General features: G+C 60.6%; 23 protein-coding genes and 1 riboswitch. Of the genes, 10 read left to right on the forward strand and 13 right to left on the reverse strand.

Translation table 11 applies throughout. The features are described from left to right. Positions 1-4 precede the first annotated feature (4 nt). From ACZ25R_RS08645 to ACZ25R_RS08655, 3 genes are all read left to right on the forward strand, one after another. A complete protein-coding gene (locus ACZ25R_RS08645; RefSeq protein WP_346305241.1) occupies positions 5-1,006 on the forward strand; it encodes an ABC transporter ATP-binding protein in 1,002 nt (333 codons plus the stop codon). 168 nt (positions 1,007-1,174) lie between these two features. After that, on the forward strand, positions 1,175-2,236 hold the full coding sequence (gene mgrA, locus ACZ25R_RS08650) for an L-glyceraldehyde 3-phosphate reductase (RefSeq protein WP_472460726.1): 1,062 nt from the start codon (positions 1,175-1,177) through the stop codon (positions 2,234-2,236). Positions 2,237-2,391: 155 nt separating this feature from the next. Then, the gene (locus tag ACZ25R_RS08655; RefSeq protein WP_472460727.1) at positions 2,392-3,711 is read left to right on the forward strand and encodes a UDP-glucose dehydrogenase family protein; all 1,320 of its coding nucleotides are present in this window, start codon (positions 2,392-2,394) and stop codon (positions 3,709-3,711) included. A 153-nt stretch (positions 3,712-3,864) separates the two neighbouring features. On the opposite strand, the gene ACZ25R_RS08660 is transcribed toward ACZ25R_RS08655, so the two are convergent. The 6 genes from ACZ25R_RS08660 to ACZ25R_RS08685 form a co-directional block, all read right to left on the reverse strand. Then, complete coding sequence (locus ACZ25R_RS08660) at positions 3,865-5,550, reverse strand: ArnT family glycosyltransferase (protein ID WP_472460728.1); 1,686 nt, start codon at positions 5,548-5,550, stop codon at positions 3,865-3,867. 25 nt (positions 5,551-5,575) lie between these two features. After that, entirely contained in the window at positions 5,576-5,896 is a 321-nt protein-coding gene (locus ACZ25R_RS08665) for a lipid-A-disaccharide synthase N-terminal domain-containing protein (RefSeq protein WP_223612700.1), read from the reverse strand. Further along, complete coding sequence (locus ACZ25R_RS08670; protein ID WP_374042744.1) at positions 5,889-6,635, reverse strand: glycosyltransferase family 2 protein; 747 nt, start codon at positions 6,633-6,635, stop codon at positions 5,889-5,891. Before ACZ25R_RS08670 ends, ACZ25R_RS08665 begins: the two co-directional genes overlap by 8 nt. Before the next feature lie 74 nt (positions 6,636-6,709). Next, entirely contained in the window at positions 6,710-8,359 is a 1,650-nt protein-coding gene (locus ACZ25R_RS08675) for a thiamine pyrophosphate-binding protein (protein ID WP_472460729.1), read from the reverse strand. After that, entirely contained in the window at positions 8,343-9,530 is a 1,188-nt protein-coding gene (locus ACZ25R_RS08680) for a CaiB/BaiF CoA transferase family protein (RefSeq protein WP_464661252.1), read from the reverse strand. The genes ACZ25R_RS08675 and ACZ25R_RS08680 overlap by 17 nt, the downstream gene beginning before the upstream one ends. A gap of 5 nt (positions 9,531-9,535) precedes the next feature. Beyond that, entirely contained in the window at positions 9,536-10,504 is a 969-nt protein-coding gene (locus ACZ25R_RS08685; RefSeq protein ID WP_472460730.1) for an alpha/beta fold hydrolase, read from the reverse strand. Between the two features lie 681 nt (positions 10,505-11,185). Here ACZ25R_RS08685 and ettA point away from each other — a divergent pair. From ettA to bluB, 3 genes are all read left to right on the forward strand, one after another. Then, positions 11,186-12,835: an energy-dependent translational throttle protein EttA gene (gene ettA, locus ACZ25R_RS08690; protein WP_346306675.1), complete on the forward strand. Its 1,650-nt coding sequence runs from the start codon at positions 11,186-11,188 to the stop codon at positions 12,833-12,835. Between the two features lie 119 nt (positions 12,836-12,954). Then, positions 12,955-13,563, forward strand: a complete 609-nt coding sequence (locus ACZ25R_RS08695) for an MOSC domain-containing protein (protein WP_472460731.1) — start codon at positions 12,955-12,957, stop codon at positions 13,561-13,563. Between the two features lie 26 nt (positions 13,564-13,589). After that, a riboswitch (cobalamin riboswitch) is annotated at positions 13,590-13,765 on the forward strand. Between the two features lie 67 nt (positions 13,766-13,832). After that, positions 13,833-14,585, forward strand: a complete 753-nt coding sequence (gene bluB, locus ACZ25R_RS08700; protein ID WP_472460732.1) for a 5,6-dimethylbenzimidazole synthase — start codon at positions 13,833-13,835, stop codon at positions 14,583-14,585. Here bluB and ACZ25R_RS08705 read toward each other — a convergent pair. After that, a complete protein-coding gene (locus ACZ25R_RS08705; protein ID WP_472460733.1) occupies positions 14,518-14,835 on the reverse strand; it encodes a DUF2293 domain-containing protein in 318 nt (105 codons plus the stop codon). The two genes, bluB and ACZ25R_RS08705, sit on opposite strands and share 68 nt — an antisense overlap. A gap of 142 nt (positions 14,836-14,977) precedes the next feature. Between ACZ25R_RS08705 and ACZ25R_RS08710 the strand changes: the two genes are divergently transcribed. Then, a complete protein-coding gene (locus ACZ25R_RS08710) occupies positions 14,978-15,985 on the forward strand; it encodes an ArsR/SmtB family transcription factor (protein WP_223612709.1) in 1,008 nt (335 codons plus the stop codon). Then, a complete protein-coding gene (gene metF / locus ACZ25R_RS08715) occupies positions 15,985-16,908 on the forward strand; it encodes a methylenetetrahydrofolate reductase [NAD(P)H] (protein WP_346306672.1) in 924 nt (307 codons plus the stop codon). The genes ACZ25R_RS08710 and metF overlap by 1 nt, the downstream gene beginning before the upstream one ends. Before the next feature lie 777 nt (positions 16,909-17,685). Here metF and ACZ25R_RS08720 read toward each other — a convergent pair. Continuing rightward, a complete protein-coding gene (locus ACZ25R_RS08720; RefSeq protein WP_472462458.1) occupies positions 17,686-18,585 on the reverse strand; it encodes a DMT family transporter in 900 nt (299 codons plus the stop codon). Between the two features lie 179 nt (positions 18,586-18,764). Here ACZ25R_RS08720 and ACZ25R_RS08725 point away from each other — a divergent pair, with 179 nt between their 5' ends. Further along, the gene (locus ACZ25R_RS08725) at positions 18,765-20,003 is read left to right on the forward strand and encodes an alanine racemase (protein ID WP_472462459.1); all 1,239 of its coding nucleotides are present in this window, start codon (positions 18,765-18,767) and stop codon (positions 20,001-20,003) included. A 273-nt stretch (positions 20,004-20,276) separates the two neighbouring features. Here ACZ25R_RS08725 and ACZ25R_RS08730 read toward each other — a convergent pair whose 3' ends face one another. Further along, positions 20,277-21,371: a lytic murein transglycosylase gene (locus tag ACZ25R_RS08730; protein ID WP_403177755.1), complete on the reverse strand. Its 1,095-nt coding sequence runs from the start codon at positions 21,369-21,371 to the stop codon at positions 20,277-20,279. Between the two features lie 237 nt (positions 21,372-21,608). Further along, positions 21,609-22,436 (reverse strand): glycoside hydrolase family 25 protein, encoded by an 828-nt coding sequence (locus tag ACZ25R_RS08735; protein ID WP_472460734.1) that lies wholly within the window; start codon positions 22,434-22,436, stop codon positions 21,609-21,611. 246 nt (positions 22,437-22,682) lie between these two features. Between ACZ25R_RS08735 and ACZ25R_RS08740 the strand changes: the two genes are divergently transcribed. After that, the gene (locus ACZ25R_RS08740; protein WP_472460735.1) at positions 22,683-23,705 is read left to right on the forward strand and encodes a Tle-like phospholipase domain-containing protein; all 1,023 of its coding nucleotides are present in this window, start codon (positions 22,683-22,685) and stop codon (positions 23,703-23,705) included. A gap of 155 nt (positions 23,706-23,860) precedes the next feature. Here the strand turns inward: ACZ25R_RS08740 and ACZ25R_RS08745 are convergent, their stop codons facing one another. The 3 genes from ACZ25R_RS08745 to ACZ25R_RS08755 all read right to left on the reverse strand — a co-directional run bounded on the left by ACZ25R_RS08745 (position 23,861) and on the right by ACZ25R_RS08755 (position 26,961). Next, positions 23,861-24,517: a class I SAM-dependent methyltransferase gene (locus tag ACZ25R_RS08745; protein ID WP_472460736.1), complete on the reverse strand. Its 657-nt coding sequence runs from the start codon at positions 24,515-24,517 to the stop codon at positions 23,861-23,863. A gap of 5 nt (positions 24,518-24,522) precedes the next feature. Continuing rightward, positions 24,523-25,776 (reverse strand): BtaA family protein, encoded by a 1,254-nt coding sequence (locus tag ACZ25R_RS08750; protein WP_472460737.1) that lies wholly within the window; start codon positions 25,774-25,776, stop codon positions 24,523-24,525. Between the two features lie 147 nt (positions 25,777-25,923). Beyond that, a complete protein-coding gene (locus ACZ25R_RS08755) occupies positions 25,924-26,961 on the reverse strand; it encodes an HlyD family secretion protein (RefSeq protein ID WP_472460738.1) in 1,038 nt (345 codons plus the stop codon). Positions 26,962-26,965 lie beyond the last annotated feature (4 nt).

Raw genomic sequence — 26,965 nt, forward strand, 5'->3', positions numbered from 1 at the left:
GACATTGGGTTCTTTGAAGATAGAAAATATTCGCAAGTCTTTCGGCCAAGTGGACGTGCTGAAAGGCATCGATCTCGAGGTGCGGGATGGCGAGTTCGTGATTTTTGTCGGGCCGTCCGGCTGCGGGAAGTCGACCTTGCTGCGCGTGATCGCCGGTCTTGAGGATGCGACCTCTGGCGAGATCCTGATCGACGGCAAAAAGGTCAACAATACGCCGCCGGCAAAACGCGGCATCGCCATGGTGTTCCAGACCTATGCGCTTTATCCGCACCTGTCGGTGCGCGACAATATGGGCCTTGGCCTGAAGCAGGCCGGCAAGCCCGCCGAGGAAATCAAGGAGCGCACGAAGATCGCTTCGGCCATGCTGTCGCTCGATGATTATCTGGAGCGACGCCCGGCCGAACTGTCCGGCGGCCAACGCCAGCGCGTGGCCATCGGCCGCGCAATCGTGCGTGAGCCGCAGCTCTTCCTGTTCGACGAACCCTTGTCGAACCTCGATGCGGCGCTGCGCGTCAACACGCGGCTGGAGATTGCCCGCCTGCACCGGCAGCTGAAGGCGACGATGATCTACGTGACGCACGATCAGGTGGAAGCCATGACACTTGCCGACAAGATCGTCGTCATGAACAAGGGCAGGATCGAGCAGGTCGGTTCGCCCATGGAACTCTATAATTCACCGCAGACGCTGTTCGTCGCGGGCTTCATCGGCTCGCCGCAGATGAACCTCGTCGAGGGCGCAAAGCTCGGCGACCCCGCGGCAAAGACCGTCGGGATTCGCCCGGAGCACATCCAGGTCAGCAATACATCAGGCACCTGGAAGGGGTCGGTCATCCACGTGGAGCATCTGGGCGCTGATACGATCATCTATCTGCAGACGGATTTCGGTCCGCTGACGGTCCGCCTCTTTGGCGAACACCAGTACGAGGTCGATCAGGTGCTCTATGCGACGCCGGATGCCGGACGCACCTACCGTTTCGATGCCAACGACCAGATCATCAAGGCGTGATGCGGGTGGAGTGCAAAATACGTATTTTACGTAGAATACGTATTTTGCCAAAGCGACTTACGCATTTCCCGTCATGACATCCCCATGACTTTCGTTCATAGTCCGGCGCGCTGAAACGGGAATCGTCCGGCTCGGCGCCGAGGCAAGACGACAGGGAAGAGATCGATCATGAAATGGACTGCGGACTCCAAACGCTACGACACGATGAAGTACAATCGCTGCGGCAAGAGCGGCCTCAAGCTGCCGGCGATTTCCCTGGGGTTGTGGCACAATTTCGGACACGACACGCCGCACCAGACCAAGCAGGCCATCTGCCGGCAGGCCTTTGATCTCGGCATCACCCATTTCGATCTCGCCAACAATTACGGCCCGCCGCCCGGTTCCGCCGAAGAAGCATTCGGCGAAATCCTGCGCACGGATTTCCAGGGATATCGTGATGAGCTGATCATTTCCTCCAAGGCGGGTTACGGTATGTGGCCCGGCCCTTACGGGGAGTGGGGCAGCCGCAAATATATCATCGCCAGCTGCGACCAGAGCCTGAAGCGGCTGGGTCTCGATTATGTCGATATCTTCTATTCGCACCGCTTCGATCCGGATACGCCTCTCGAAGAGACCATGATGGCGCTCGACCACATCGTCCGTTCCGGCCGCGCGCAATATGTCGGCATCTCGTCCTACAACTCGCATCGCACCCGCGAAGCGGCGGCCATACTGGAAGAACTCGGCACGCCGTGCCTCATTCATCAGCCAAGCTATTCCATGATCAACCGCTGGATCGAGGATGATGGTCTCGTCGACACGCTGGAAGAACTCGGCATCGGCTCCATCGTGTTCTCGCCGCTGTCGCAGGGCATGCTGACCGACAAGTACCTCAAGGGTGTACCCGAGGAGAGCCGCGCGGCGCAGGGCAAGTCGCTCAATCCGGCCTTCCTCAGCGAACAGAACCTTGCCAATATCCGGGCATTGAACGCGATTGCGGCAAAGCGCGGCCAGACTCTGGCGCAGATGGCGCTTGCCTGGGTGCTGCGGCGCGGCCGGATCACCACCGCGCTCATCGGCGCGAGCAAGCCGCAGCAGGTCATCGATTGCGTCAAGTCTCTGGAAAATCTCGATTTTACCGATGCGGAGCTTGCCGAAATCGACGTTTATGCCAATGATGCGAACATCAATCTCTGGGCCGCGTCGGCCGAGCGCCGGGGACCGGAGCGCACCCCGCCGAAACCGGCTTGAACCCGCGTTGAAACGCTTTAGATAAAAGACATCGAAAACGCTGGCTGCGATCCCGTGGCTGGCGTTTTTTGAATGGGATGCAACCCGCAATTGGCAGCGCCGCGCGAATATGCGACATGTCTGCGCGAAATTGACGTCACGAATGGGATAGTGCGATGAAGATTGCGATGATCGGGACTGGCTATGTCGGTCTGGTTTCTGGTGTGTGCTTTGCCGAATTCGGTTTTCAGGTCACCTGCGTCGACAAGAACCCGGCCATTATCGAGCGCCTGCAGGCCGGGGAAGTGACGATCTACGAACCCGGTCTGGATGAACTCCTGACCCGCAACGCCCGTGACGGGCGCCTGGTCTTTACGACGGAGCTGGCATCGACGGTCGCTGACGCGGATGTGATTTTCATCGCCGTCGGCACGCCGTCGCGTCGCGGCGACGGGGAAGCCGACCTGCAATATATCTATGCCGCTGCGGACGAGATCGCCGCCGCCATGAAGCCGGGCGCGGTGATCGTGATCAAGTCGACGGTTGTGGTCGGCACCAATGCCGATGTGCGCGCGCATATTGCCAAGGCGCGGCCGGATGTGCCGTTCTCGATGGTATCCAATCCGGAATTCCTGCGCGAGGGCTCGGCCGTCGAGGATTTCCTGCGGCCCGACCGCGTTGTGGTCGGCGTGCATGACGAGCCCGGTTCCAATGCCATGAAGCGCGTCTACCGGCCGCTTTACCTGCGCGAAACGCCGATGATCGTGACGACGCTGGAAAATGCCGAGATCATCAAATATGCCGCCAACGCCTTTCTGGCGATGAAGGTCACGTTCATCAACGAGGTGGCTGACCTGTGCGAAAAGACCGGCGGCAATGTGCAGGACGTGGCGCGCGCCATCGGCATGGACAACCGCATCGGCTCGAAATTCCTGCATGCGGGGCCCGGTTTCGGCGGCTCCTGCTTTCCCAAGGATACCCGCGCCTATGCGGCGACCGGGCGCAAGATGAATGCACCGCAGACCCTGATCGAGCAGGTCGTTGCGGTCAACGAGCAGCGCAAGCACTCCATGGCCGCACGGGTCATCGCCGCAGCTGCCAGAAGCGGCGCAAAAACCGTTGCGGCGCTTGGCATCGCTTTCAAACCGAACACCGACGATATTCGCGAGTCACCGGCGCTCGATATCATCCCGGCCCTGCAGAAGGCCGGCCTGACCGTGCGCGCGCATGATCCGGAAGCGCGCTCGGCTGCCGAACCGGTGCTGCCGGGCGTCGTCTGGTGCAAGTCGGCCTACGAGGCCGTGGAAGGTGCCGAAATCACCGTGCTCCTGACCGAATGGAACGCCTATCGCGCGCTCGATCTGAAGAAGGTTGCCAGCCTGATGAAGGGCAATCTCCTGTTCGATCTGCGCAACGTCTATGGCGAGCAGGACATCGACGGCACGGGGCTGGAATACCACTCCATCGGCCGCCCGGGCCTGGGGCAGGGCGTTTAAAACAACATTTGCATCGTGGTGGTGCGTGGTTCGACAAGCTCACCATGAGGGCGGTGGTTTATCACCATGAGGACCGTGGTTTGATTGCAGCCCGCAAGCTTTCCTCATGGTGAGCTTGTCGAACCACGCACGGCAGATATGCCATCGGATGGATTACTGCGCAGCCCTGTACAGCGTTATGGTTGTCTTGCGGCCCTTGCTGTAGTTGATGCCTGAAACACTGCCGGCCACGACGACGGATTTTTCCCCCTGCGGCAGGTTTTGCAGAAATTCCGCCCGGCTGCCCTCGTCGACGGCAGAAATCGCGCAGGCGGGATTGTCGAGCAGATACTTTGCCGCGCCCGCACCACTGGTCAGGATGGTCTTTGTGCCCGCCAGAAAAACCAGGCTCGGCTCGGCATAGCCCGCCGATGCCAACACGCTGCTCGCACAGGGTTTTGCCGCGTTGAAGGCATTGTTGATGGCTGGGCTCATCCAGATCGGCGTGATGGCCGGAGCCACGCCCCATGTGAGTAGAGCCAGCGTGGCAATGGCAAAGGTTGCGGTCACCTGTATGGCACGCGTCAGATTATCCCTGAGCACGAGGCCGCTGGCAAAGATACCCGCCGCCGCTGCGGTGAAGAAGGCAATGATCCCCGGAATGGGAAGCGTGTGGGCCATGACAAAGGGCAGGACGGTGCCTGCGCCCATCAGCGCCAGCGTGGCGATGGCCAGACCCAGCAGCGTCAGCCGTTCAAGCCAGATCTGCCAGCGCCCGCGATAGGGCTGGCTGGCAATGCCGCTGTCCACAGCCCAGGCCATCATCAGCAGAAGTGCGGGATAGGCGGGCAGGATATAGTGCGGCAGCTTGGTCGGGATCATCTCCGTCACCAGCCAGTAGGGAATGTACCAGGCGGTCAGGAAGGCGAGACGCGGATCGGTGCGGAAACGGCCGAGCGCCTGCAGGCCGCCGCGTATGGCCATGACGCCGAAGGGCCAGAGGAACAGCACGAAAATCAGAGCGAAATAGCCGGGCGGTGCGCCATGGCTTTCCTGCCCGTCGCCGACCTTGGACAACAGGTCATTGCCGACGGATTCGTTGAAGAAGGCGCCGCCGCTCTTCAGCGTGATCAGGACGAGCCAGGGCAGGACAATGACCAGCAGAATGGCGATGCCGCTCAGGGGTTTCAGCCGCTTCAGCCATTGCCATTCACGGTAGAAGAGACAGAGCGCGGCGGCGGTGAGCACGCTGACGAAGGGCGTGATCGGCCCTTTGATCAAGACGCCTATGGCCGTTGCGATCCAGAAGACAAGGGCGGGCGCCCATTTTGCCGGGGTGTTGTTGCGGCTGGCCATCCATATCCACGCCAGCGCGCCCTGGGCAAACACCACGGTGGCGAGCAGGGTGGCATCGGTTTTCGCCACGCGGGCTTCGAAGCCGAGCATGACAATGGCCGCAAGCGCCATGCCTGTGAGCAGCCCGGCGCTCTGGCCGAACAGGAATGCACCGAGCGCCGCCGTGGCGAGCACCGCCAGCGTTGCGCCGCCGACCGAGACGAGCCGGTAAACCCAGACCGGGGCCGTCTGGTCATAGCCGGTGGCCTTCAGCACGGCGCTCTGGAGCCAGTAGATGCCGACGGGTTTCTTGTAGCGCGAGGCATCCTGAAAGCGGACGTCGACGTAATCGCCGGTTTCCGCCATCTGGTGCGTGGCCTGGATATAACGCGCTTCATCCCGGTCGAGCGGCGGAATCGCGGCGATTCCGGGCACGAACGACACAAGGCAGATAAAAATGAGCAGCAGGTAGTGGCTGAAGCGGAGTTTTGCGGTGCCCGCAGACGCAGGGTCAGAATGGGTCATGATCGTGCCTTGCGGTGCCTTCGGCTCAGCTGTCCTGCGTCATTGCCTTTTTCTCATTGGCGATCAGCCACAGATTGCGGATGTAGACGACAAGGCCCAAACCCTGGCCGGCGATGAACACCGGGTCCTTGCGCACGATCGCGTAGATGAAGAGCAAAACACCGCCGAACAGCGAGAAGAACCAGAACGTCACCGGAACAACGCTGCGCTTGGCCTTTTCCGAAGCGATCCACTGTACGACGAAGCGCATGGTGAAGCAGCCCTGTGCGAAAAAGCCGAGAAGAATCCAAGCGTCAAACTGGGCGACAAAGACCGAGTGCAGCCAATTGCTAAATGCGTCAGCCATGGCTGATCTCCGTGATGGTTGGAACGGTCTTGCGGCGCTTTCTCAGCCACCACACGCCGTAAAGATCGAGAATACCGCGCAGGCCGCGGTCGAGAATACCGTAATTGGATTTGCCGTGGCGGCGTTCGCGGTCCACCACGTCCACATGCACGACGCCGTAACCCTCGCGGATCACCAGCGCGGGGAGGTAGCGGTGCCAGCCGTCGAAGAACGGCAGTTCGCGAAAAAGCTGGGTGTGCACCGCCTTCAACCCGCAGCCGGAATCGCGCGTGTTGTCCTTCAGGATGGCGCCGCGCAGTTTGTTGGCGAGTTTTGACGAGATCTGCTTCAGCTTGGTGTCGGTGCGCTTCAGGCGCTGGCCGGCGGCAATACCCACGGCAGGTCCCGCCTGGATCAGCGCATCGGCAAGCTTGGGCAGATAGGCCGGATCGTTCTGGCCATCGCCATCCATCGTCACGACGACTTTGCCCCTCGCGGCGAAAACGCCGGAACGGACCGCAGCGCTCTGGCCGGCGGATTTATCATGCCGGACATGGCGCAGCGGCTTGCCGGCGCGGATGCGTTCGGCCAGGGCGTCGCCCGTTCCATCGGTCGAACCGTCATCGACCACCACCACTTCGTAGCTGCGGCCTTCCATGGCTGCATCCACTTCATCGAGAAGGAAGGCCAGGTTTGCGGCCTCGTTTCGGCATGGAATTACGATTGTGATTGCCGGATTGCTCAATGTGCAGGCTTTCATATTGTCTGGTCAGGCGCGCTCCTTAACACTGAAAGAGCCGCCTTTCCATCCTCAAATCATTCAACAGGGAATGATCAACGCTTATTGCGGATGTCCGTCAAGGTTTTCGCCGGCGTGATTGCTTCGGGGTCGAGCCGGATTTCGATGATCGACGGTTTGCCGCTTTGCACCGCGCGTTGCCATGCACCTTCGAAATCAGCCGTCTTCTCGACCGTCTCTCCATGTCCGCCATAGGCGCGGGCCAGCATGGCAAAATCAGGGTTGGTCAGGTCCGTTGCCGACACACGGCCGGGATATTCCCGCTCCTGATGCATGCGGATGGTACCGTAGATATTGTTGTTGATGACGAGCACGATGATCGGCAACCCGTATTTCACCGCGGTCGCAAAATCCTGACCATTCATCAGGAAGCAGCCGTCACCGGCAAAGCAGACCACGGTTCGCTCGGGATAAAGCCGTTTCGCCGCGACAGCGGCGGGAAGGCCGTAACCCATCGAGCCCGATGTCGGCGCGGCCTGCGTGCCGAACCGGCGAAAGCGATGGAAACGGTGCAGCCAGGTGGCGTAATTGCCCGCGCCATTGGTCATGATGGCGTCTTCCGGCAGCACGCTTTCCAGATAGGTCATGATCGGGCCCATGGCGACATTGCCGGGTCCGGTCTGCGGCGGGGTCGACCACTTGAGGTAGGCGGCGTGTGCAACCTCCGCCTCGCCGGGCCAGTTGATGTGCGAGGGCGGCGCCAGATGGTCGACTGCCGCGGCGAAGGCATCCGGTGCGGCGTTGATGGCAAGAGCGGGGCGATAGACGCGGCCAAGCTCATCGGCATCGGGATGCACGTGGATCAGTGTCTGCCTGGGGTAGGGGCTGTCCATCAGCGTATAGCCCGAGGACGGCATTTCGCCGAAACGCCCGCCGACGAGCAGCAGCACGTCAGCCTCCTTGACGCGCGTGGCAAGTGCCGGGTTGATGCCGATGCCGACGTCGCCGGCATAATTCGGATGCAGATGATCGAACAGCATCTGGCGGCGGAAGGAACAGCCGACCGGCAGGTGCCACTTCTCGGCAAAGCGGGTGATGGAGCGCACGGCCGCTTCGTCCCAGCGCGAGCCGCCGAGGATCATGAACGGTTTTTTGGCGCCCTGTAAAAGGTCGGCGAGTTTCTCGATGCTGGCGGGCGACGGGCCTGTCTCGACCGGCTGCCAGCCCTGTGCGGCCACCGCTTCAACCTTGTCGGTCAGCATGTCTTCCGGCAGGGCAAGCACGACAGGCCCCGGGCGGCCCGAGGTGGCGACGGAGAAGGCGCGGGTGACGAATTCCGGGATACGGCGGGCATCGTCGATTTCGGCTACCCATTTGGCAGTGTCGGCAAAGAAGCGGCGGTATTCCACTTCCTGGAAGGCTTCGCGCTCGCGCGCATCGCGCTGCACCTGGCCGATGAACAGGATCAGCGGGGTCGAATCCTGCATGGCGATGTGGAGGCCGGGCGAGGCGTTGGTTGCGCCGGGGCCGCGGGTGACGAAGCAGATGCCGGGCTTGCCGGTCAGTTTGCCCCAGGCTTCGGCCATCATCGCCGCACCGCCTTCGGCCCGGCAGACGGTCACGCCCACATCGGCATCCACCAGCGCGTCCAGCACGGCGAGGTAGCTTTCGCCGGGAACGCAGAACAGCTGTTCCGCGCCATTGGCTTTCAGGGCTTCTACGATCAATTCACCGCCGGTTTTCATCGGATGCGTCCTTCAATTCCTGGAGAATGTCTGCACTGTGTTCGCCAAGGCGTGGCGAGGGTCTGTTGTAGGTAAGAGGTGTCTTCGACATGACGATCGGCGTGCGCACCGAGGGGATGCTGCTGCCATGGGCATCGTCAAGGTCGAGACGCAACTGCCGGGAGACGATCTGCGGATCGTCGAACATCTCGCCGATGCGGTTGATCGGCCCGGCAGGCACGGCATTCTGCGCGCAGGCGGCGAGCAGGTCGGCGCGTGTGCGCTTCTGCGTTTCGGCCCGGATGATTGCGGTCAGTGCGGCCCGGTTTTCCAACCGGGCCCGGTTGGTGAGAAAGCGCGGATCGGCGCTGAGACCGTCCAGCCCCATGATCGCGCAGAAACGGGCGAACTGCCCGTCATTGCCGACGGCAAGAATGAGATGGCCGTCGGAGGTGGGCACGACCTCGTAGGGCGAAATGTTGGGATGGGCGTTGCCCATGCGGTTCGGGCTGTTGCCGGTGGCGAGATAATTCATCGCCTGATTGGCCATGACGGCGGACTGCACGTCGAACAATGCCATATCCACCAGCTGGCCTTCGCCGGTCTTCGCCGCATGGGCCAGTGCCGCCTGAATGGCAATGACCGAGTAAAGCCCCGTGAACACATCGGCGACGGCAAGGCCGACTTTCTGCGGCTCGCGGTCCGGCTCGCCGGTGACCGACATCAGCCCGGACATGCCTTGAATGATGAAATCATAGCCGGCCTGGCTGGCATAGGGGCCGGTCTGGCCGAAACCAGTGATGGAGCAGTAGACGAGGCGCGGATTGTCGGCACTCAATGTTTCATAGTCGAGACCATATTTCTTCAGGCCGCCGACCTTGAAGTTTTCCAGCACGACATCCGCCGTGCGGCAGAGTGCCCGCACCGTCTCCTGGCCTTCGGGCGAGGTGAAATCGACGGTGATCGAGCGCTTGCCGCGGTTGCAGGAATGAAAATAGGCGGCAGAGAGGTTTTCGCCTTCCTTGCTGGTGATGAAGGGCGGGCCCCACCCACGGGTTTCGTCGCCGCCGGCGGGATTCTCCACCTTGATCACATCGGCACCAAGATCGGCCAGAATCTGTCCGGCCCATGGTCCGGCGAGGACGCGGGCGAGTTCGATGACACGCACGCCTTTGAGGGGAGCTTCAGTCATGGTTGTTAAAGTGGCTCCAAATTCAGTGTTTGTTTCGGGGCTTGTTGCTGAACGACTCGAACCGCCCAATCGGTGAAGTCACGCATGATTACGTCGCGGTTGATTTCGTTCAAGCCTTCGTGGCGGGTGTCGGCATAAACTTTGGTCGTGACATCGCTGAAGCCGAGCCGTTGCATCCGCTTGCCGAGATGCGTCACGGCGCTGCCTCCGGCCGTGGCGGGATCTTCCGCCCCGCCGGCGAGATTGAAGGGCAGGGTGCGCCGTACCTTGGCAAGGCGGCTGTTGTCGGCTCCGGCAAAGGTGAAGCCGAAGACATCGCGCCACATGCCGACCGAGGCATCCCAGCCGCACAGGGGATCGGCGATATAGGCGTCCACTTCGTCGGGGTCGCGTGACAGCCAGTCAAACGGGGTGCGGGCATCCCTGATGCCGCGCGCCCAGGTCTGAAAGGTCAGTTTCGGCAGAAGCATGCTCGGCACATCGGAGCCAAGCAGCATGCGTTCGGCCCGCAGGATGCCCTGCGCCAGCCGTCCGGCAAGGCCGACCGAGAAATTGGCGTTCCAGATGGCGGCGGCATCGACCTTTTCCTGATAGTCCAGCACGTAATTGAGGCCGATCAGGCCGCCCATGGAGTGGCCGAAGAGGACAAGTGGCAGGCCGGGGTGGCGGACGCGGGCCGCGGCGTTGACCGCGTCCTTGTCTTCGAGCACCAGGCGCATGCCGTCCCGCTCGGCGAAACGGCCGGGCGGGGCACCATCGGCTTTGGTATAGCCGTGGCCGCGATGGTCGTGGGCATAGACATGAAAACCGTGCCTGTTGAGATGTTCGGCAAAACGGCCATAGCGCAGGCAGTGTTCGGCAAGGCCGTGGCTGATCTGGACAATGGCTATGCCGCTGCCTGCGGCGGGTGAAAAGCGCATGGCAAGCGCTGCACCCGTCGGCGACCGGACCGTTTCGATGTCTGCAAAACCCATTCATGCCTCCCACGATCAATTGAAAGGGTGGCGCGTGATTAGTCAATCCACAATAAATTCTGCGTAAATTCGGGTATCTCCATGGGTTTTTGCACAATAAATAATCACGCACTGTGCACTGCAATTTTATTTTGCAAAACCTCTTGCAAACGACAAAAACTTGCCGCAAAACTTCTTTCCGAAAGAGATTGGATCCTGTGTCTTCTCTCGATCGTCCCCGGCTTTCATGGCTGAAAGAACGCTGATTTGCGGCGTCGGGGGGATGATTGTCCGGACCGGGATATCCAGGCACTTGCCAGTTACATGGCCGTTCCGGGGGGAAGAGGACGCTCCCCAAATGCGGCACCAGAGGGGAAACCGGGTGACGGAAATATCCGCACCCGGTTTCGCTCGTTTTGGAGGACGGTTTTCATTTCCGTTGTGCGTGGTTCGACAAGCTCACCATGAGGGAAGTGGTAGCTGCAATGCTAATCGGAAACATTGCAGGATATGGCTCCCTGCAATTCTCACTCTCCCTCATGGTGAGCTTGTCGAACCACGCACGACAGGAATGCAAACATCCTGCAAAACGCCCGGTCATCCCGAAATAAACAGCGCGTGCATTGCCACCCGCGCCCCTTTCGCCTACATACGGCGCAAATTCATGTCCCAAAAATCCCGAACATCGGAGTGACGCGCGTTATGGCACGCCAATTCATTTACCATATGGCCGGCCTGAACAAGGCATACGGAACCAAGAAGGTTCTCGAAAACATCCATCTTTCCTTCTATCCCGATGCCAAGATCGGTATTCTCGGACCGAACGGTGCGGGTAAGTCGACGATCCTCAAGATCATGGCCGGCATGGACAAGGAATATACCGGCGAAGCCTGGCTGGCCGACGGTGCCACGGTCGGCTACCTCGCGCAGGAACCCTATCTCGATCCCACCAAGGACGTGATGGGCAACGTCATGGATGGCGTCGCGGACAAGAAGGCCGTTCTCGACCGCTACAACGAACTGATGATGAACTATTCCGACGAAACCGCCGATGAAGGCGCCAAACTGCAGGACATCATCGACGCCAAGAACCTCTGGGATCTGGAATCCCAGGTGGAAATGGCCATGGAAGCGCTGCGCTGCCCGCCCGGTGATTCCGGCGTGGAAAAGCTGTCCGGCGGTGAGCGCCGCCGTGTGGCACTGTGCCGCCTGCTCCTCTCGCAGCCCGATCTTCTGCTCCTCGATGAGCCGACCAACCACCTTGACGCCGAAACCACCGCCTGGCTGGAAAAGCACCTGCGCGAATATGCCGGCTCCGTCCTGCTGATCACGCACGATCGCTACTTCCTCGACAATGTGACCGGCTGGATTCTCGAGCTCGACCGCGGCCGCGGCATCCCCTACGAAGGCAATTACTCCGCCTATCTCGGTGCGAAGGCCAAGCGCATGCAGCAGGAAGGCCGCGAGGACGACTCGCGCCAGAAGGCTCTGGAGCGCGAGCGCGAGTGGATTTCCGCCAGCCCCAAGGCACGTCAGGCCAAGTCGAAAGCCCGTATCAAGGCCTATGACGCGCTGGTCGATGCCGCCAATGAGCAGCGTCCCGGCGATGCGCAGATCATCATCCCGGCAGGCGAACGGCTGGGGCAGGTGGTTATCGAAGCCGAGAACCTCACCAAGTCCTTCGGCGACCGCGTTCTCATCGAAAACCTGACCTTCAAGCTGCCGCCCGGCGGCATTGTCGGCATCATCGGTCCGAACGGTGCGGGTAAGACCACGCTGTTCAAGATGATCACCGGACAGGAAAAGCCGGATTCCGGCTCGATCCGCGTCGGTGAAACGGTTCATCTCGGTTATGTCGACCAGAGCCGCGATCACCTCGCGGCGGAGAAGAATGTCTGGGAAGAAATCTCCGGCGGCAATGAAATCATCAAGATCGGCAAGAACGAGATGAATTCGCGCGCCTATGTCTCGGCGTTCAACTTCAAGGGCGGCGACCAGCAGCAGAAGGTCGGCAATCTCTCCGGCGGTCAGCGTAACCGCGTGCATCTTGCCAAGATGCTGCAGTCCGGCGGCAATGTCCTGCTGCTCGACGAACCGACCAACGATCTTGACACCGAAACGCTGGCGGCTCTGGAAGACGCGCTGGAAAAATACGCCGGCTGCGCCGTTATCATCAGCCACGACCGCATGTTCCTCGACCGGCTGGCGACGCACATCCTGGCCTTCGAAGGCGACAGCCACGTCGAATGGTTCGAAGGCAACTTCCAGGACTATGAGAACGACAAGATCCGTCGTCTCGGACCGGACAGCGTCAATCCGAAGCGTCCGAGCTACAAGCCTCTGACACGCTGATGCGACCGGGAGGGCGGCAACGCCCTCCCATCACCAATTTTGACGTTTCCATCAGTGATATTGGCTGGTTTTAACAAGCAATTTTCCTAAGATGCGGCTGATTTCACCGGAGTGCCGTCATGACAGATCTTTTCGCAACCAGAACGGACATCCTTCCGGCCCGCAAGATTGTTGGGCGGGTGAGCGGCCTGTTCCAGGCGCCGAAAGACAGTTTTGTCACCGCTGCCACGGACACGCTCGATCTCACCTTTGAAGGCATCCGCGGCGATTATCATGCCGGCCTGACGCGCCGGTCCGGCGGACGAGAACCTTGGTATCCGCGCGGAACGGAGATGCGCAACGAACGGCATATTTCCGTTCTGGCGGCCGACGAGCTTGCAATGATTGCCAGCGCCATGGGCCTTGCGGAAGTCAAACCCGAATGGATCGGTGCCAACATGGTTGTCGATGGCATTCCCTCGCTTTCCATGCTGCCGCCGCGCACGCTGCTGTTCTTCGAAGGCGGAGTGACGCTGAAGGTCGACGGGCAGAACGCGCCGTGCAAGGTCGCCGGCCGTTCCATCGCCGAGCGGGCGCAGACGGCGGATCACACCGCGACGGCGCTTGACTTCGTCAAGGCGTCGAAGCGGCTGCGTGGCATCGTCGTCTGGGTTGAAGTACCGGGAATCATCCGTTCCGGCGAAAAAATCGATGCGCGCCTGCCGGAGCAATGGATTTATCCCGGCTGACGCTTGCGTCCTTCGCCGATCTGTGGCGAATGGAATGCAGGTCCGGTGCCTGCATGCAGGAGAATCGGGAAGCCGGTGCAAATCCGGCACGTGCCCAACGCTGTATAGGGGATGGGCCGCGCAGTTTGCCACGGGGAAACCCGGAAGGCGCGCGGTTCAGGTGAACCTCAGTCAGAAGACCGGCCGGACCGGATAGCCGAAACCGCACGGACAGCGGGGAGGTGTCAGGGGTCAGGGCAATCTGGCCCTCGCATTGTTGGGAGCAAACGATGCACGACTCTGCCTGTGGTCCCGTGGCCGCCGCCGATTTTTCCGCGGACGAGCGCGCCGCCGTCTACAAAGCCATCCATACCCGCCGCGATGTGCGCGACCAGTTCCTGCCAAGGCCCGTCGACGACGATGTGCTGCTGCGGCTGCTCGATGCCGCCCATCACGCGCCGTCGGTGGGGTTCATGCAGCCGTGGAATTTCATTCTCATCCGCGATGCGGCACGCAAGGCCGAGGTGCATCAGGCCTTTACCCGCGCCAATGCCGAAGCAAAGGCCATGTTCACCGACGAGCGCCAGGCGCTCTACGCGTCGCTGAAGCTTGAGGGCATCGTGAAGGCGCCGGTCAATCTGTGCATCACCTGCGACCGGACACGCGGCGGCGATGTCGTTCTGGGGCGCACCCATAACCGGCAGATGGATGTCTACAGCACCGTCTGTGCCGTGCAGAACCTGTGGCTGGCGGCGCGGGCGGAAGGCATCGGCGTCGGCTGGGTCAGCATCTACCACGACCGGGACATGCGCCGCATTCTGGCCATCCCCGATCATGTCGAGATCATCGCCTATCTCTGCATCGGCTATGTCGACCAGCTCTACGATCAGCCGGAGCTGCAAAAGCGCGGCTGGCGCGAACGGCTGCCGCTGGACCAGCTCATCTATGAAGATCAGTGGAATGCCGGCGCCGAAGTCAGCTCGGATCGTCCTCGTCCGGATCCAGCAGCCGCGTCGCCCGCCATTCCGTCAATTTCCGGTTGATCGCCTCGAGCACGAAGAAGCGGGCCGACTCCTTGTCATAGCCCTCGTCGCGCAGCGCATCGTAGTCCGTGTGCAGATGGCGGACATGGGCGACCGTGGCCAGCCACACCGCAATGGGTGGCGGCAGGCTTTTCATGTGCGGTGCCGTGGCGGCAGCGCGTATGGGCTCGGAATCCGAATAGGGCACGGCCGGCAAAAGCAGCGTCAGCGCCTTGCCGATGGCCCTTTGGCGGTTGGTTCCTGAACTCATTGCACTGTCTTCCCGCCGATTCGCTGATCGATATACCAGCCTATTTCAGACGCGACAAAATTTGCCGTCAACGGAAAAACAAAACTTGCCAAATCTGTATTTCTCACATAAACATATCTTTATATCTTTTGAGGATACCTTGATGGACAAACGTGATCTCAATCTTGACCTGATGGTCGATACGCTGAAAGCAGCGGCGGAACCCAGCCGCCTGCGCATTCTGGCGCTGTTGTCCCGGGGGGATCTGACGGTTTCCGATCTGACCTCCATCCTCGGGCAGTCGCAGCCGCGCGTCTCCCGCCATCTCAAGCTGCTGTTCGAAGCCAATCTGATCAACCGTTATCAGGAGGGGTCCTGGGCCTATTTCCGCCTCGCTGAATCCCTGGTGGTTGGCGATATCGCCCGAATCCTGCTTGATCGTCTTGATGTGTCCGATCCATTGCTGGAGCGTGATATCGAGCGGCTCGGCTCGGTGAAGCTGCAGCGCCGTGAGCGGGCCGCCGCCTATTTCAGTGCCAATGCCACCAGCTGGGACGCTATCCGTTCGCTGCATGTGCCGGATGGCGCGGTGGAAGCCGCGCTGACGAAGATCATCGGGCGCACGCCGTTCCAGGCGATGCTTGACGTGGGCACCGGCACCGGCCGTCTTCTTGAACTGTTTGCCCCGCTTTACGTGCGCGGTGTCGGCATCGATATCAATCGCGACATGCTGACCATTGCCCGCTCCAATCTTGACCGGTCGGGCATCACCAATGCGCAGGTCCGCCAGGGCGATGTCTATTCGCTGCCGGTTGACCGGGAGTCCTTCGATCTGGTGACCGTTCATCAGGTGCTGCACTTCCTCGACAATCCTGCCGAGGCCATTCGCGAGGCCGCACGCGCCTTGCGTGCGGGCGGGCGCATGCTGATCGTCGATTTCGCCCCGCACGATCTTGAATTCCTGCGGGACAGCCATGCGCATATACGGCTTGGCTTCAACGACAACCAGATGCGTGACTGGCTGACCGAGGCCGGGCTGGCGCTGGAAAACAGCATCGAACTCGAACCAAAAGACAAAGACAAACTGACCGTCAAACTGTGGTTGGCACGCGACCCACGCCTGCTGATCGCTGATCCCGCTTTAACCTCCCGCGTAACGGAGAGTGTCTGATGAGCTTTTTCCGCCAATCCCGCCGTGCCGACCTTGGAACCAATATCAAGGTTTCCTTTGAATTCTTCCCGCCGAAGACCGAGGTGATGGAAGAGCGCCTGTGGGAAACCGTGACGCGTCTTGCGCCGCTCAATCCCGAATTCGTGTCGGTAACCTACGGCGCCGGCGGTTCCACCCGCGAGCGCACGGCCCGCACGATCAAGCGCATCCTGACCGAAACGGACGTGAACGCCGCCGCGCACCTGACCTGCGTCGATGCGACGAAGGAAGAGGTTGATACCGTGGTGCGCGAATTTGCGGCCATGGGCGTGAAACGCTTCGTTGCCCTGCGCGGCGATCCGGCCGGCGGCGTCGGTGCCCACTACAAGCCGACACCCGGCGGTTATGAAAACGGTGCCGATCTCGTCGCCGGGCTGAAGGCCTTTGCCGATTTCGACATTTCCGTTTCCGCCTATCCGGAAAAGCATCCGGAAAGCCCGGATTTCGCCACCGATATCGACATGCTCAAGCGCAAGGTCGACAATGGCGCGACGCGGGCGATCACGCAGTTCTTCTTCGAGAACGATCTCTACGAGCGTTATGTCGAAAAGGTCCGTCGCGCCGGTATCTATATTCCGATCCTGCCGGGCATCCTGCCGATCCATAATTTCACGCAGGTCACCAATTTCTGCTCGAAGGCCGGGACCCATATTCCGGCATGGCTGGCCGAGCGATTCGAGGGGCTGGAAAACGATCCGCAGACCCATGCGCTGGTTTCATCGGCTGTGGCTGCCGAGCAGGTTCTCGATCTGGTCGAGCGCGGCATTCAGGATTTCCATTTCTACACGATGAACCGGGCCGACCTTGCCTTCGCCATCTGCCATCTCATCGGCATCCGCCCTGCCAGTGCGCCGCTGGAACCGGCATTGGCCGGCGCCGCCTGATATCGCGCTCCAATGTTGAATTGGAAATGGCCCGGTTGCTGCAACCGGGCCATCCAAATTTGTCTGTCACCTTCTTAGAGCAACAAATGCCCAAATGGCACCGTTCTGCCGAAGGGAATTTGGTTCAAGGTCGAGGGGGGTGGCGAGACCGATGTCTTTCCATCGGGCGACGCCAAAGCCCGATGGAATTGGGCCAAATTCACTCGGCCCTTCGGGTTTCCGGCTGGCGGACAACCACTTTGTCAGGCAGCTTCGTCCGATGGAAAAACATCGGTCTTGCTACCTTCCTAGTGGATTGTCTCGCCATCCGAGAAACAGAACTGGTGCCCTTTGAGCAGTTGTTGCTCTCCGGTCAGAGACCATCTCCACGGCGCTCTTTTTTTCAATCAGGGTATGAGTCCTACGACCATTGCACCGATAAATGCGAACGCTGCACAGATCATGAGGACGTTCATCGAACGCGTAAGTCCCATTGTTTGTCTCCTGCAGTTAACCGTCTTAGCATAGCGGAAAATTGCCACAGAAAAAGCGGAAATGTTACCGCGGTGTGACATGATCTGTAGAAATTTTTTGCTCTGCAATGGTAAGTTTCTGAAATGAAACACATTTACGGGAATGAAAAATCGTCAATTCACGATAAAATGACCGGGAATTTGGTTTATTTTTGCATTGCACCAAAACGCGACGCGCGTGTTTTCCCGCCGATTTATGACACAGTTGCGCCGCAATCCCGACCGGGAAATGCCAAGCCGTGCCCGTTAGGATTTGTTGAAAACTCTATCTTTTTCGCGGTTTTTGCAACGCTGCAAGCAGCCTGCCGTCAATGGTCAGAAGGCCAAGGGCGATGAGCGCCATGCCGGCAAAATCCTTCAAACCCAGTTCCTCCCCGAGAAAAACTGTTCCAAGCAGGATCGCGCTGACGGGAACCACCAGCGTGACCAGCGAGGCATTGGTGGCGCCGCCGGCCCGGACGATGGAAAAGAACAGGATGTAGGCGAAGGCGGTGGAGAGCAGGCCGAGGCTGAACACGGCCGCCCAGACGCCCTGATCGGGTGCGGCAAAATCCGGCATGCCGCCGGAGAGAAGCACGACGGGGATCATGATCAGCGTCGAGGCCGTCATCTGGCCGGTTGCCGTCACCGTTGGCGGAATGCCCTTGAACCGCTTGGCGAGGATGCTGGCGAAGGCATAGGAGAGGGTGGCGGTGAGCACGGCGATTTCCGCCCACAGCGGTCCGCCCAACCCGGAGAGCACGCCGGGCCCGATCATCACCACCGTGCCGAAGACGCCGAGAAGGATGCCGGCGATCTTGTTGGCGCTGATCTTTTCATCGACGGTAAGGAATGTGGCGATGATCACCGTCCAGATCGGTGTCGTGGCGTTGAGGATGGATTCCAGCCCGGCACCGAGCGCCGTCTGCCCGATGAACAGCAGCGAAAAGGGAATGACGTTGTTCAGGAGCCCCAGTCCGGCAAAGCCGAGGGCGTGCCGGCGATAGTCCCAGAACCGGATGCCGCGGCTCAGGAGATAGATGTGCAGGGCAACGGCGGCGATGGCGACGCGAAACAGCACGAGCGTCAGCGGCGGGATCACGTGCACCGCGATTTTGGCGAAGAAGAACGAACCGCCCCATATGGCCCCCAGCAGCAGCAGTTGCAGCCAGACAAAACCGGTCATGGCAAGCGGATTGGCTGATGTTGTCTGGTTTACGGCCACGGATAATCCCCCGATTCGGATCTGCACCGGATATTTCTAGGCGCGCGCCGGCAAATTGCCACCCGTTTCTTGCATGGAGAAAGCGACTTTCGTCCGTCATCTGCTCTTGCTAAGAGTTATGCATGGAGCAGAAGATCAAGATGCAACGATTCGCCACGGCCCGCGATGCAGCACTTACCCTGCGGCCCGATCAACCCGTCTATTGCTTTCGGCCGGATGTGCTGGTCGAAGACGCGCACCAGTTCATGCAGATGTTTCCCGGCGAGACTGCCTATGCGGTCAAGACCAATGGCGAAAATCTGGTCCTGGAAACGCTGGCGCGCAACGGCATCAACACATTCGATGTGGCATCGCCGGGCGAGTTCGCCGCGGTACGCAAGGTCGCCCCGAATGCGCATATGCTCTACATGCATCCCATCAAGGCCCAGTCGGATATCCGTCTTGCGCTTGAAACCTACGGCATCCGCACCCTTGCCGTCGACCACGAGGACGAGATCGCCAAGATAACCCGCATCGTGCGTGCACTCGATATCGATCCGGGCAGTATCACCCTTTACGTGCGGCTGCAGACCAAGGGCCATGCGGCCTACGAGCTGTCCAAGAAATTCGGTGCAACACCGGCCCACGCGGTCGAGCTTCTGCAGCGGCTGCACAAGATCGGCTACAAGGTCGGCATCTGCTTCCATGTCGGCAGCCAGATCGAGGATCCCGATACCTATGAACGCGCCCTGCGGTCAGCCGACTGGGTGCGCAACCGTGCGGGCGTGCCGCTGGCCGGGCTCGATGTCGGCGGCGGTTTCCCGGCCGAATACGGCCATGATCCCAAGCGCAAGCATGTGGAGATGCCGTCGCTCGGGCAATTGATGTCGCGCCTGCGCGGCGACATCAAGGAATGGGGGTTTGACGATCTGCCGCTGGTGGCGGAACCGGGCCGGGTGATCGTGGCGCGCGCCTTCTCGCTGATCGTGCGCGTGCTCCTGCGCAAGGGCAGGCGGCTTTACATCAATGACGGTATCTGGGCGTCGCTGTCGGATTCGTGGACCGGCAAGATCACCCTGCCGGCGCGGTTCATACCCGACCCCGCGCACAAGCATCGCAGTGGCAATGTCCGGGAGATCGTGCCGTTCCGCGTCTGCGGCGCAACCTGCGATTCCGTCGATATCCTGTCACGGCCATTCTGGCTGCCGGAGACGGTCGCCACCGGCGACTGGATCGAAATCGGCAATATCGGCGCCTATTCCCTGTCGCTGCGCACCCGTTTCAACGGTTTCTACCCTGATACATTCGTCGAGGTGGAAACACCGTTCGACGAGGGCGAGCGGCCGGAAGGGTTTGCTTCGCTTGAGACAATGGCTCCCACCGAACACCGGGGGGACTAGGGTCAGGACCCATTAATATGATCGAAATGGCGCCTGAAACGGCAAGAAGATGCGAGGAGAGATGCGAAGGGCGGGGTCTTCCCCCCGACCGAGCAGCTCGACGCTGCAGCTTGCAGCCGTTTCGGCGTCCGTAGGATACGGTCCATTTGCCCGGCTACATCGTCGCAAAGGACTTGAGAATGGATAAACATTCCCATCGCCTTTGCTCCTTGTATCCAAACAAATGGCCGCGTACCATTTCGACCAGATCAATAGGTCCTGACCCTAGCTCTCTCAGAGCTTGCTGAGCAATTCCGGGGTGGGCCAGGCGTCAGCAGGCAGGCCGAGGCGCATCTGTTCGTCGCGCACGGCATCGCGGGTCAGGATGCCGAACACGCCGTCAATCTTCGGGCCCATATCATGGCCGCGGGCGGCGAGCTTGGTCTGCAGTTCCTTCATCTGTTCCTGCGTGAGGCCCGTCTCCGGCGTGGTCGGCTCAAGCGGACCGGCACCGGCAAGGCGCGCCGCGAAATAGGCCGCGGTTGTCGCGTAGATGATGGACTTGTTCCATTCGACGAAAACGTCGAAATTGGCGTAGGACAGGAATGCCGGTCCTTTGCGGCCCATCGGCAGCAGGAGGGATGCATCGCCATTGTCGGGACCGAGCGGTCCCTTCATGCCCATCACACCCCATTCGGCCCATTTGGAATGGGGGAGGCGGTTTGTCCGCAATGCGTTTTCCCAGGGCAGATCCCGGGTCAGCTTGACTTCCTCCAGCCAGGGCTCGCCCTTGCGCCAGCCGAGATCGTGCAGGACGCGGGCCGCCGTCATGATGGCGTCCGGCGCGCTGTTCTTGAGGTCGACCTTGCCGTCCCCGTCACCATCGACACCGCGCTCCAGATAATCGGTCGGCAGCATCTGCATCTGGCCGATCTCGCCCGCCCATGCGCCGGTGGTCTTGGAATCGACCACGCCCTTGTCGAACAGCTTGAGCAGGGCGATCAGCTGCGGCCGGAACAACTCCGGACGGCGGCAATCGAAGGAGAGGGTGAGCAGAGCGTTCAGCGTGTCAAAATCGCCCTGCACCGCACCGAAATCGGTTTCCAGCCCCCAGAATGCGGCAATCACCGGGCCCGGCACGCCATATTCGGACTCTGCCCTGGCAAAGGTGTCGGCATATTTCTTCAGGTTGGCTGCGCCCTGCTTGAGGCGGTAATCCGACACCATGCGGGTCGAGAATGTCAGGAAGGTCTGGCTGAACACGCCCTGGGCGCGGTCGCGCTGCAGAACCTTGTCATCAAGCGATGCCTTGAGAAGTTCGCCGAGGCCCTTGTCGGTCACGCCTGCCGCTTTTGCTTCGGCGATAAGGCCGTTGAACCAGGGTTCCATCTCGCCGCCACAGGCAGGTTTTACAGCTGCCGGTTGCTGGTGGTTGATCTGGTCCAGTGCATAAGCTGAACTTGTCGCAGAAAGGAGTGCGGCGGCAAGAGCAATCGATAGTTTGTTCATCAGGGAAATCTCGTTGGTAACAGGGGGCGCCAGCAGGCGCGCGAGCTTGTCCTGCTAATGCACGATTATGTCCCCCTCGTGAAGTCACAGAATTGCGAGAAGAGGTCCGGTGTGACTTTATCGCACCTTGTTGCGCACAAGCCACTGCTTCCAGGCGGTTTCGTCACCGGCAAACACATTGATATCCGCATCGCCGCGAATGCCGGGGATGGAGCCGGTTCCGGTATACTGCCAGAACGTCCAGGGATGCGGCCCGTATTTTTCATCGGGATGACCTGCAACCGAGCGCAACCAGAACGGATAGCCGGCCAGTTGCCGCAGGTCGTTGTCGTCGAAGAAGTCGACGGTGGTGTAGATGATCGGCCGCTTGCCGTAATGGCGTTCGAGAATGTCGATGAAGACGCGCATTTCGCTGCGCACCACCGCGGCATTGGGGCGCAGCTTGCAGGTCGGCGATGCGGCGTTCCATTCCATGTCGAGCACCGGCGGCAGGGCTCCGGGATCGTTCGGCACGCTGCGGATGAACCACTGCGCCTGTTCCTTGGCGGTACGGCAGAAATAATAGAAGTGATAAGCGCCGCGCGGAATGCCCGCGGCGCGTGCGGCCTGCCAGTTGTCGGCGAGTCGGTCATCGACCCGGTCCGCCCCTTCCGTGGCCTTGATGAAAACAAACGAGATGCGATTGCCGCGCACGGCCGCCCAATCGATGGTCGATTGGTATTTGGAGACGTCCGTTCCGTGCACCGGGTAGTGCCAGGGCGTTCTGCCTTTCCAGTCGTGCGGATTGCTGTCGTTGAAACGCGGCGCATTGATCTTGCCCGCGGGCGCAGCGATCTGTTGCAGCGGGGCAGGCGCGGTTCGCTTCTTTGCATCGGAAAAATCGTAGTCGACCGTCGTGCAACCGGCGAGAAGAAGGGTCAATAATCCAGCAGCAAGTCGCTTCATCAATGGCGGTCCGTACTCGAATCGTGAAGGGGCATTCCTTATTTTTCCACTCATGCGGCATTATGCTTAACAGATCATGACCGGCGGAGATTATGGTTGATGGTAGTATGCCTTTCCTTTGTCATGATTTTTCAATGTGATATCTGTATGAGAGTTGCGGGGTATGATGGGTCACATCTTCGTGTTTGATATAACAGGCGGCAAACGTTCTGGCAGCACGGCCATTTGACCGGTCCGGGGAAGCGTATGATCAGGAAAATTGGCTGGGCTGTACTTATTATCTGCGTCATTGGCCTTGCCAATGCGACGATGGCTGCATGGGTGACGATCGACCGGCCCGAGCTGGGGATCGGCAACAGCCATGCGGAACACTGCGTTCGTCCCACCGTGCCGAGCTTCTGGAGGAACTATCGCGGTTATCCCGGCTACAACAACGAGCTGATTTCGGATTATTTCGGTGTCTACGCCGCCTATGCGTCGAACGTTTACAAGCCGATCGCACGGCATCATTTCGACCTGAAGACCGAATATTTCGGCTGGGAGCCGTTTGGCGACCCCATCGCCAGGGCAGGCGGGTTTTACGCGGAAGTGTATCGCCGCCGCAGTTCGGACCGGATGTCCTACATGGTCGTGTTCCGCGGTGCCGACGGTCTGGCTGGCGTTCCGGGGTTCATCAGCGAGCTGAGCTATTTCACCCAGATCATCAATCCATGGGATCAGTATCGCACCGCACGCAAGGAGTTTGCCAAGATCAGGGCGGAGGCGCAGAAGAATTCAGACGGCTTGCCCATCGACTATATCGCCGTTGGACATGAGCTGGGCGGCGGCCTGGCCCGGCACATGGCCGCGGCGTTTCCGTGCACGGCGGCAATTACCTTCAACTCGACGTTCGTGTCGAATAATTTCCGGCTGACCGAGCCCTACGATGGCCAGGTTGTCGATCTTTTCGCCGACAACGACCTGTTGTCGCGGCTCGCCATCCTGTCGAACCCGCGTTCATTCTACCGCATTTCCCGCACGCACCAGTGGTATCGCGTGCACAATACAGGTGCCATGGACGGCAGGCGCGGCATGTTCAAGACAGCGACGGCGATGGCACGTATCCCGGTCATGTGCCTGCTGCGCAGCGATTGCGAGCTGCTGCAATCGCAAAGCGGCGATGAACTGGACCCTAATCCGCTCGGCGAGCGCACGGCCTCCAATATCACCAAACTCTACTGCCTCGCCGCACCGAGCTCGGTTGTCGCCAAGGGCGATCTCTGCAAATAGGGGGACAATCCTGTTGTGCGTGGTTCGACAAGCTCACCATGAGGGATGTGGTTTGGCGGCAATGCCAATCTGATAGGTTGCAGAATATGGCTCCCTGCAATCCTCAATCTCCCTCATGGTGAGCTTGTCGAACCACGCACGGCGGGATGATTGCCTCAGCCCGGGCGGCTGATGATCGAAATCCAAGCAAAGCCGCGATAGAGCCGTTGCGCTTCGGCGTGCGCGCCCGTGGCGGCTGCGATGTCCTGCGCAACCTCGAACAGGTTGTCGCGCGGCGTGACGTGATACCATTCGAGCCATTTGTAGAGGGCGGTTTTCGCGGCTCCGGGCAAGTCCGTGAGATCGCCGAAATCGACAATGTGCAGCTGGCCGCCGGGAGCCAGATGGTTGACCGCTTCGCGCATGACGCTTTCCCACTGCGGGATCATCGACACCGCATAGGAGATGAAAATCCGGTCAAACTGGGCGCGGCCGAACAGGGCGGACGGATCGAATTTCGCCGCATCGGCATAGGCAAGTTCGGTGCGCTCGCCCAGGCCGGCAGCCATCACCTTCTTGCGGGCTGTCGTCAGCATTTCGTTGGAAATGTCGATGCCATAGAGCTTTGTCGTGGGATAGGCGGCTCCGGCCATGACCAGATTGCGCCCGGTGCCGCAGCCGATCTCCAGGATGCTGCCATTGGCCGGCGGCATCAGGCCTGCGATCATCGGATCGCGTCCGAGCAGATAATACTTGCGCGTGGCGTCATAGAAGTGGCGCTGGTGCCGGTAGACGCGATCCATCAGCGGTCCATGTTCGATCTTGGCAAACATCGGCATCAATCCTTGAGCAGATAGAGATGGAAGCCGCCATAGATGGACGACCGGTCGCGGGCATGCAGGTCGAGAGACTGTTCCTCCCGGTAATCCCAGCGCGCAAGCAGGGCGTCATCGATGCGGCCCGGCAGGATGGTCGGCTCGGCCGCGGTGCGGAAAATGACGCGCGCGCCGGCAGCGGCCGTTCGGGTGATTTCGTGCCAGAGTTCATTCAGCTGCTTGTCGTTCATCCAGTCCTGCGCGTCGAGCAGGATGAAGCGGTCGACGGAACCTGCGGGCTTGGCCGCGAGGAACTCCGTCAACGATGCGTTGACGACGCTCATGCGCTCGGCGCGGTCGCGCACATTCTCGAAATTGTTGCGCGATAGATAGGGCGGCAGCGGGCCGGTTTCGGCATTGTCGCTGTAACCGCGCCCGAAGGCCTGCCAGGCGAAATAGTTTTCCGACAGCGGGAAGCCGCAGGCGAGTTTTTCCAGGCGGCGGCGCAGCACCAGCGCCATGTTGCCGTCGCCTGCCGTTGCCAGTGCATCATATTGCTGCGGCGGGATGCCAAGGCCAAACAGCGAGGATTTGCGCTTCGTTGCCCAGCGCACCATCCGCTTGTCGAAAAGCGGGGCGAGGGCGCGGTCGAAATAGGCGCGTTGCTCTTCGATCGTCGCAGCCTTGAGGATGTCGCGGGGGTCGATACCATAGAGTTTTGCAACGCGGTGACCCATGCCGATGAACAGCCCGAGCAGGCCATGCCGGTAGAGGTCACGCGAAAAGATGGTGATGCGCCGGCGGCCGGACAGCATCCGTTTTTCCCAATAGGCGCGGCTGGTGCCGTCGAGATGCGGCTGGATGAAGCGTTCATAGGCGGCAAGGTTCGCCTTGTCGTCCGCCGTGCCGTAGAAGCGGTAGAAGGCATCGTAGTTGGGCAGGCGGGTGACGGCGGCGAGCTTCAGGCGATTGAACGCCACGTGGGCCGTGTTCAGATCGACCGCCTCGACGCTGGCTGGATCGGCGGTAAGGTACGACATAGCATTGCAGCCGCCCGACGCGATGGTAACGATCCGATGGCCGGAATGGATCTGCAGCGCCTCCATGTCGACCTCCGGGTCTTCCCATATCTGGGGATAGACGAGGCCCTTGAAGACATGGGCAAACAGCCGTTCGGAAAGTCCGGCTTTTGACAGGAGCCTGTTCTGGCGTACGGCGTTCTGAACTTTTTCATGCCGCGGCGCCGTGGCGCTGTCGGACTGTTTCGCAAACGGCATCGGATCGAATCCCCTTTGTTGGAAATTCCTCTCCGCCTAACATTCCGATGTAACAAAGCCGTGACGGTTTTGAATCACATCCCTGCCGGATTGATTCAGCTTATGCGGCTAAACCCCCGTGGCATCGGAAAAAAACACGGCGCAAATCTATTTTTCCAGCTCGGTTCGCACCACGACCGACATGCCGGGCGCCAGATACTGCGCCAGGTCCTGGCCGGAATCGACGGAGATGCGCACGGAAATGCGCTGGGCAACCTTGGTGAAATTGCCGGTCGCATTGTCGGGCTTGAGCACGCTGAATTCCGAACCGGTGGCCGGCGCGAAGCGCTCGACATGGCCGTTCAGGCGCTTGCGGTTCAGTGCGTCCACCGTGAACGTCACGGGCTGGCCGATCCTGATGTCGCTGAGCTGGGTTTCCTTGAAGTTGGCAATGATCCAGACATCCGGTGGCACCACGGCCATCAGCTGCGTTCCTGCGGTCACGTACTGCCCGAGTTTCGCACCCACTTCGCCCACCGTGCCGTCGCGCGGGGCGAGGACTTTTGTGTTGGTCATGTCGATCTCGGCGAGATTGACGGCTGCCACGGCCCCGCCGACGGCGGCTTCCAGCGAGCCGCGGCTCACCTTGATGGTCTCCAGGTCCTGCTTGGAAACTTCCAGCGCTGCCTGCGCCTGGGTGACGGCCGACTGCGCCTGTTCCAGTGCGGTTTCGGCCTGATCGGCATCACTCTTCGTCATGACGCCCTTGATGGCTAGCGGTTCGATGCGGGCCCAGTTGGCCTGCGTGCGCCGCAGGCCCGAATTGGCACTGTCGAGCTGTGCCTGGCTGGAACCGATACGCGCTTCCGCCGCCCGTTCCAGCTGGGTCGAGTTGCTGAGGGCTGCCTGCTGGCTTGCCAGTGTCGCCTTGGCCTGTTCGAGCTTCTGCGCATAGATGCGGTCGTCGATCCGCACCAGCAGTTGTCCTTCCTTGACCTGCTGATAGTCCTGTACCGGCACGTCGACGATATATCCGCTGAGCTGCGGGCTGATGAGTGTCACGTAGCCTTTGACATAGGCATTCTCGGTGATCTCGACATTGCTGTTGAAGGGCGGCAGCCGCCATGCATAGAGAACCAGCACGAGGCCGAGCAGGCCGAGAAGAATGGCGGTGAGGGTGGCGGTGTTGCGGAGCAATCGGGACATGATC

The organism is Phyllobacterium sp. RCAM01083 (assembly GCF_055685835.1).

Bases quoted from the DNA above. Each gene is read 5' to 3' on its own strand.
- mgrA (WP_472460726.1), top strand. From the start codon at position 1,175: ATGAAATGGACTGCGGACTCCAAACGCTACGACACGATGAAGTACAAT.
- ACZ25R_RS08655 (WP_472460727.1), top strand. From the start codon at position 2,392: ATGAAGATTGCGATGATCGGGACTGGCTATGTCGGTCTGGTTTCTGGT.
- ACZ25R_RS08660 (WP_472460728.1), bottom strand. From the start codon at position 5,550: ATGACCCATTCTGACCCTGCGTCTGCGGGCACCGCAAAACTCCGCTTC.
- ACZ25R_RS08665 (WP_223612700.1), bottom strand. From the start codon at position 5,896: ATGGCTGACGCATTTAGCAATTGGCTGCACTCGGTCTTTGTCGCCCAG.
- ACZ25R_RS08670 (WP_374042744.1), bottom strand. From the start codon at position 6,635: ATGAAAGCCTGCACATTGAGCAATCCGGCAATCACAATCGTAATTCCA.
- ACZ25R_RS08675 (WP_472460729.1), bottom strand. From the start codon at position 8,359: ATGAAAACCGGCGGTGAATTGATCGTAGAAGCCCTGAAAGCCAATGGC.
- ACZ25R_RS08680 (WP_464661252.1), bottom strand. From the start codon at position 9,530: ATGACTGAAGCTCCCCTCAAAGGCGTGCGTGTCATCGAACTCGCCCGC.
- ACZ25R_RS08685 (WP_472460730.1), bottom strand. From the start codon at position 10,504: ATGGGTTTTGCAGACATCGAAACGGTCCGGTCGCCGACGGGTGCAGCG.
- ettA (WP_346306675.1), top strand. From the start codon at position 11,186: ATGGCACGCCAATTCATTTACCATATGGCCGGCCTGAACAAGGCATAC.
- ACZ25R_RS08695 (WP_472460731.1), top strand. From the start codon at position 12,955: ATGACAGATCTTTTCGCAACCAGAACGGACATCCTTCCGGCCCGCAAG.
- bluB (WP_472460732.1), top strand. From the start codon at position 13,833: ATGCACGACTCTGCCTGTGGTCCCGTGGCCGCCGCCGATTTTTCCGCG.
- ACZ25R_RS08705 (WP_472460733.1), bottom strand. From the start codon at position 14,835: ATGAGTTCAGGAACCAACCGCCAAAGGGCCATCGGCAAGGCGCTGACG.
- ACZ25R_RS08710 (WP_223612709.1), top strand. From the start codon at position 14,978: ATGGACAAACGTGATCTCAATCTTGACCTGATGGTCGATACGCTGAAA.
- metF (WP_346306672.1), top strand. From the start codon at position 15,985: ATGAGCTTTTTCCGCCAATCCCGCCGTGCCGACCTTGGAACCAATATC.
- ACZ25R_RS08720 (WP_472462458.1), bottom strand. From the start codon at position 18,585: ATGACCGGTTTTGTCTGGCTGCAACTGCTGCTGCTGGGGGCCATATGG.
- ACZ25R_RS08725 (WP_472462459.1), top strand. From the start codon at position 18,765: ATGCAACGATTCGCCACGGCCCGCGATGCAGCACTTACCCTGCGGCCC.
- ACZ25R_RS08730 (WP_403177755.1), bottom strand. From the start codon at position 21,371: ATGGAACCCTGGTTCAACGGCCTTATCGCCGAAGCAAAAGCGGCAGGC.
- ACZ25R_RS08735 (WP_472460734.1), bottom strand. From the start codon at position 22,436: ATGAAGCGACTTGCTGCTGGATTATTGACCCTTCTTCTCGCCGGTTGC.
- ACZ25R_RS08740 (WP_472460735.1), top strand. From the start codon at position 22,683: ATGATCAGGAAAATTGGCTGGGCTGTACTTATTATCTGCGTCATTGGC.
- ACZ25R_RS08745 (WP_472460736.1), bottom strand. From the start codon at position 24,517: ATGTTTGCCAAGATCGAACATGGACCGCTGATGGATCGCGTCTACCGG.
- ACZ25R_RS08750 (WP_472460737.1), bottom strand. From the start codon at position 25,776: ATGCCGTTTGCGAAACAGTCCGACAGCGCCACGGCGCCGCGGCATGAA.
- ACZ25R_RS08755 (WP_472460738.1), bottom strand. From the start codon at position 26,961: ATGTCCCGATTGCTCCGCAACACCGCCACCCTCACCGCCATTCTTCTC.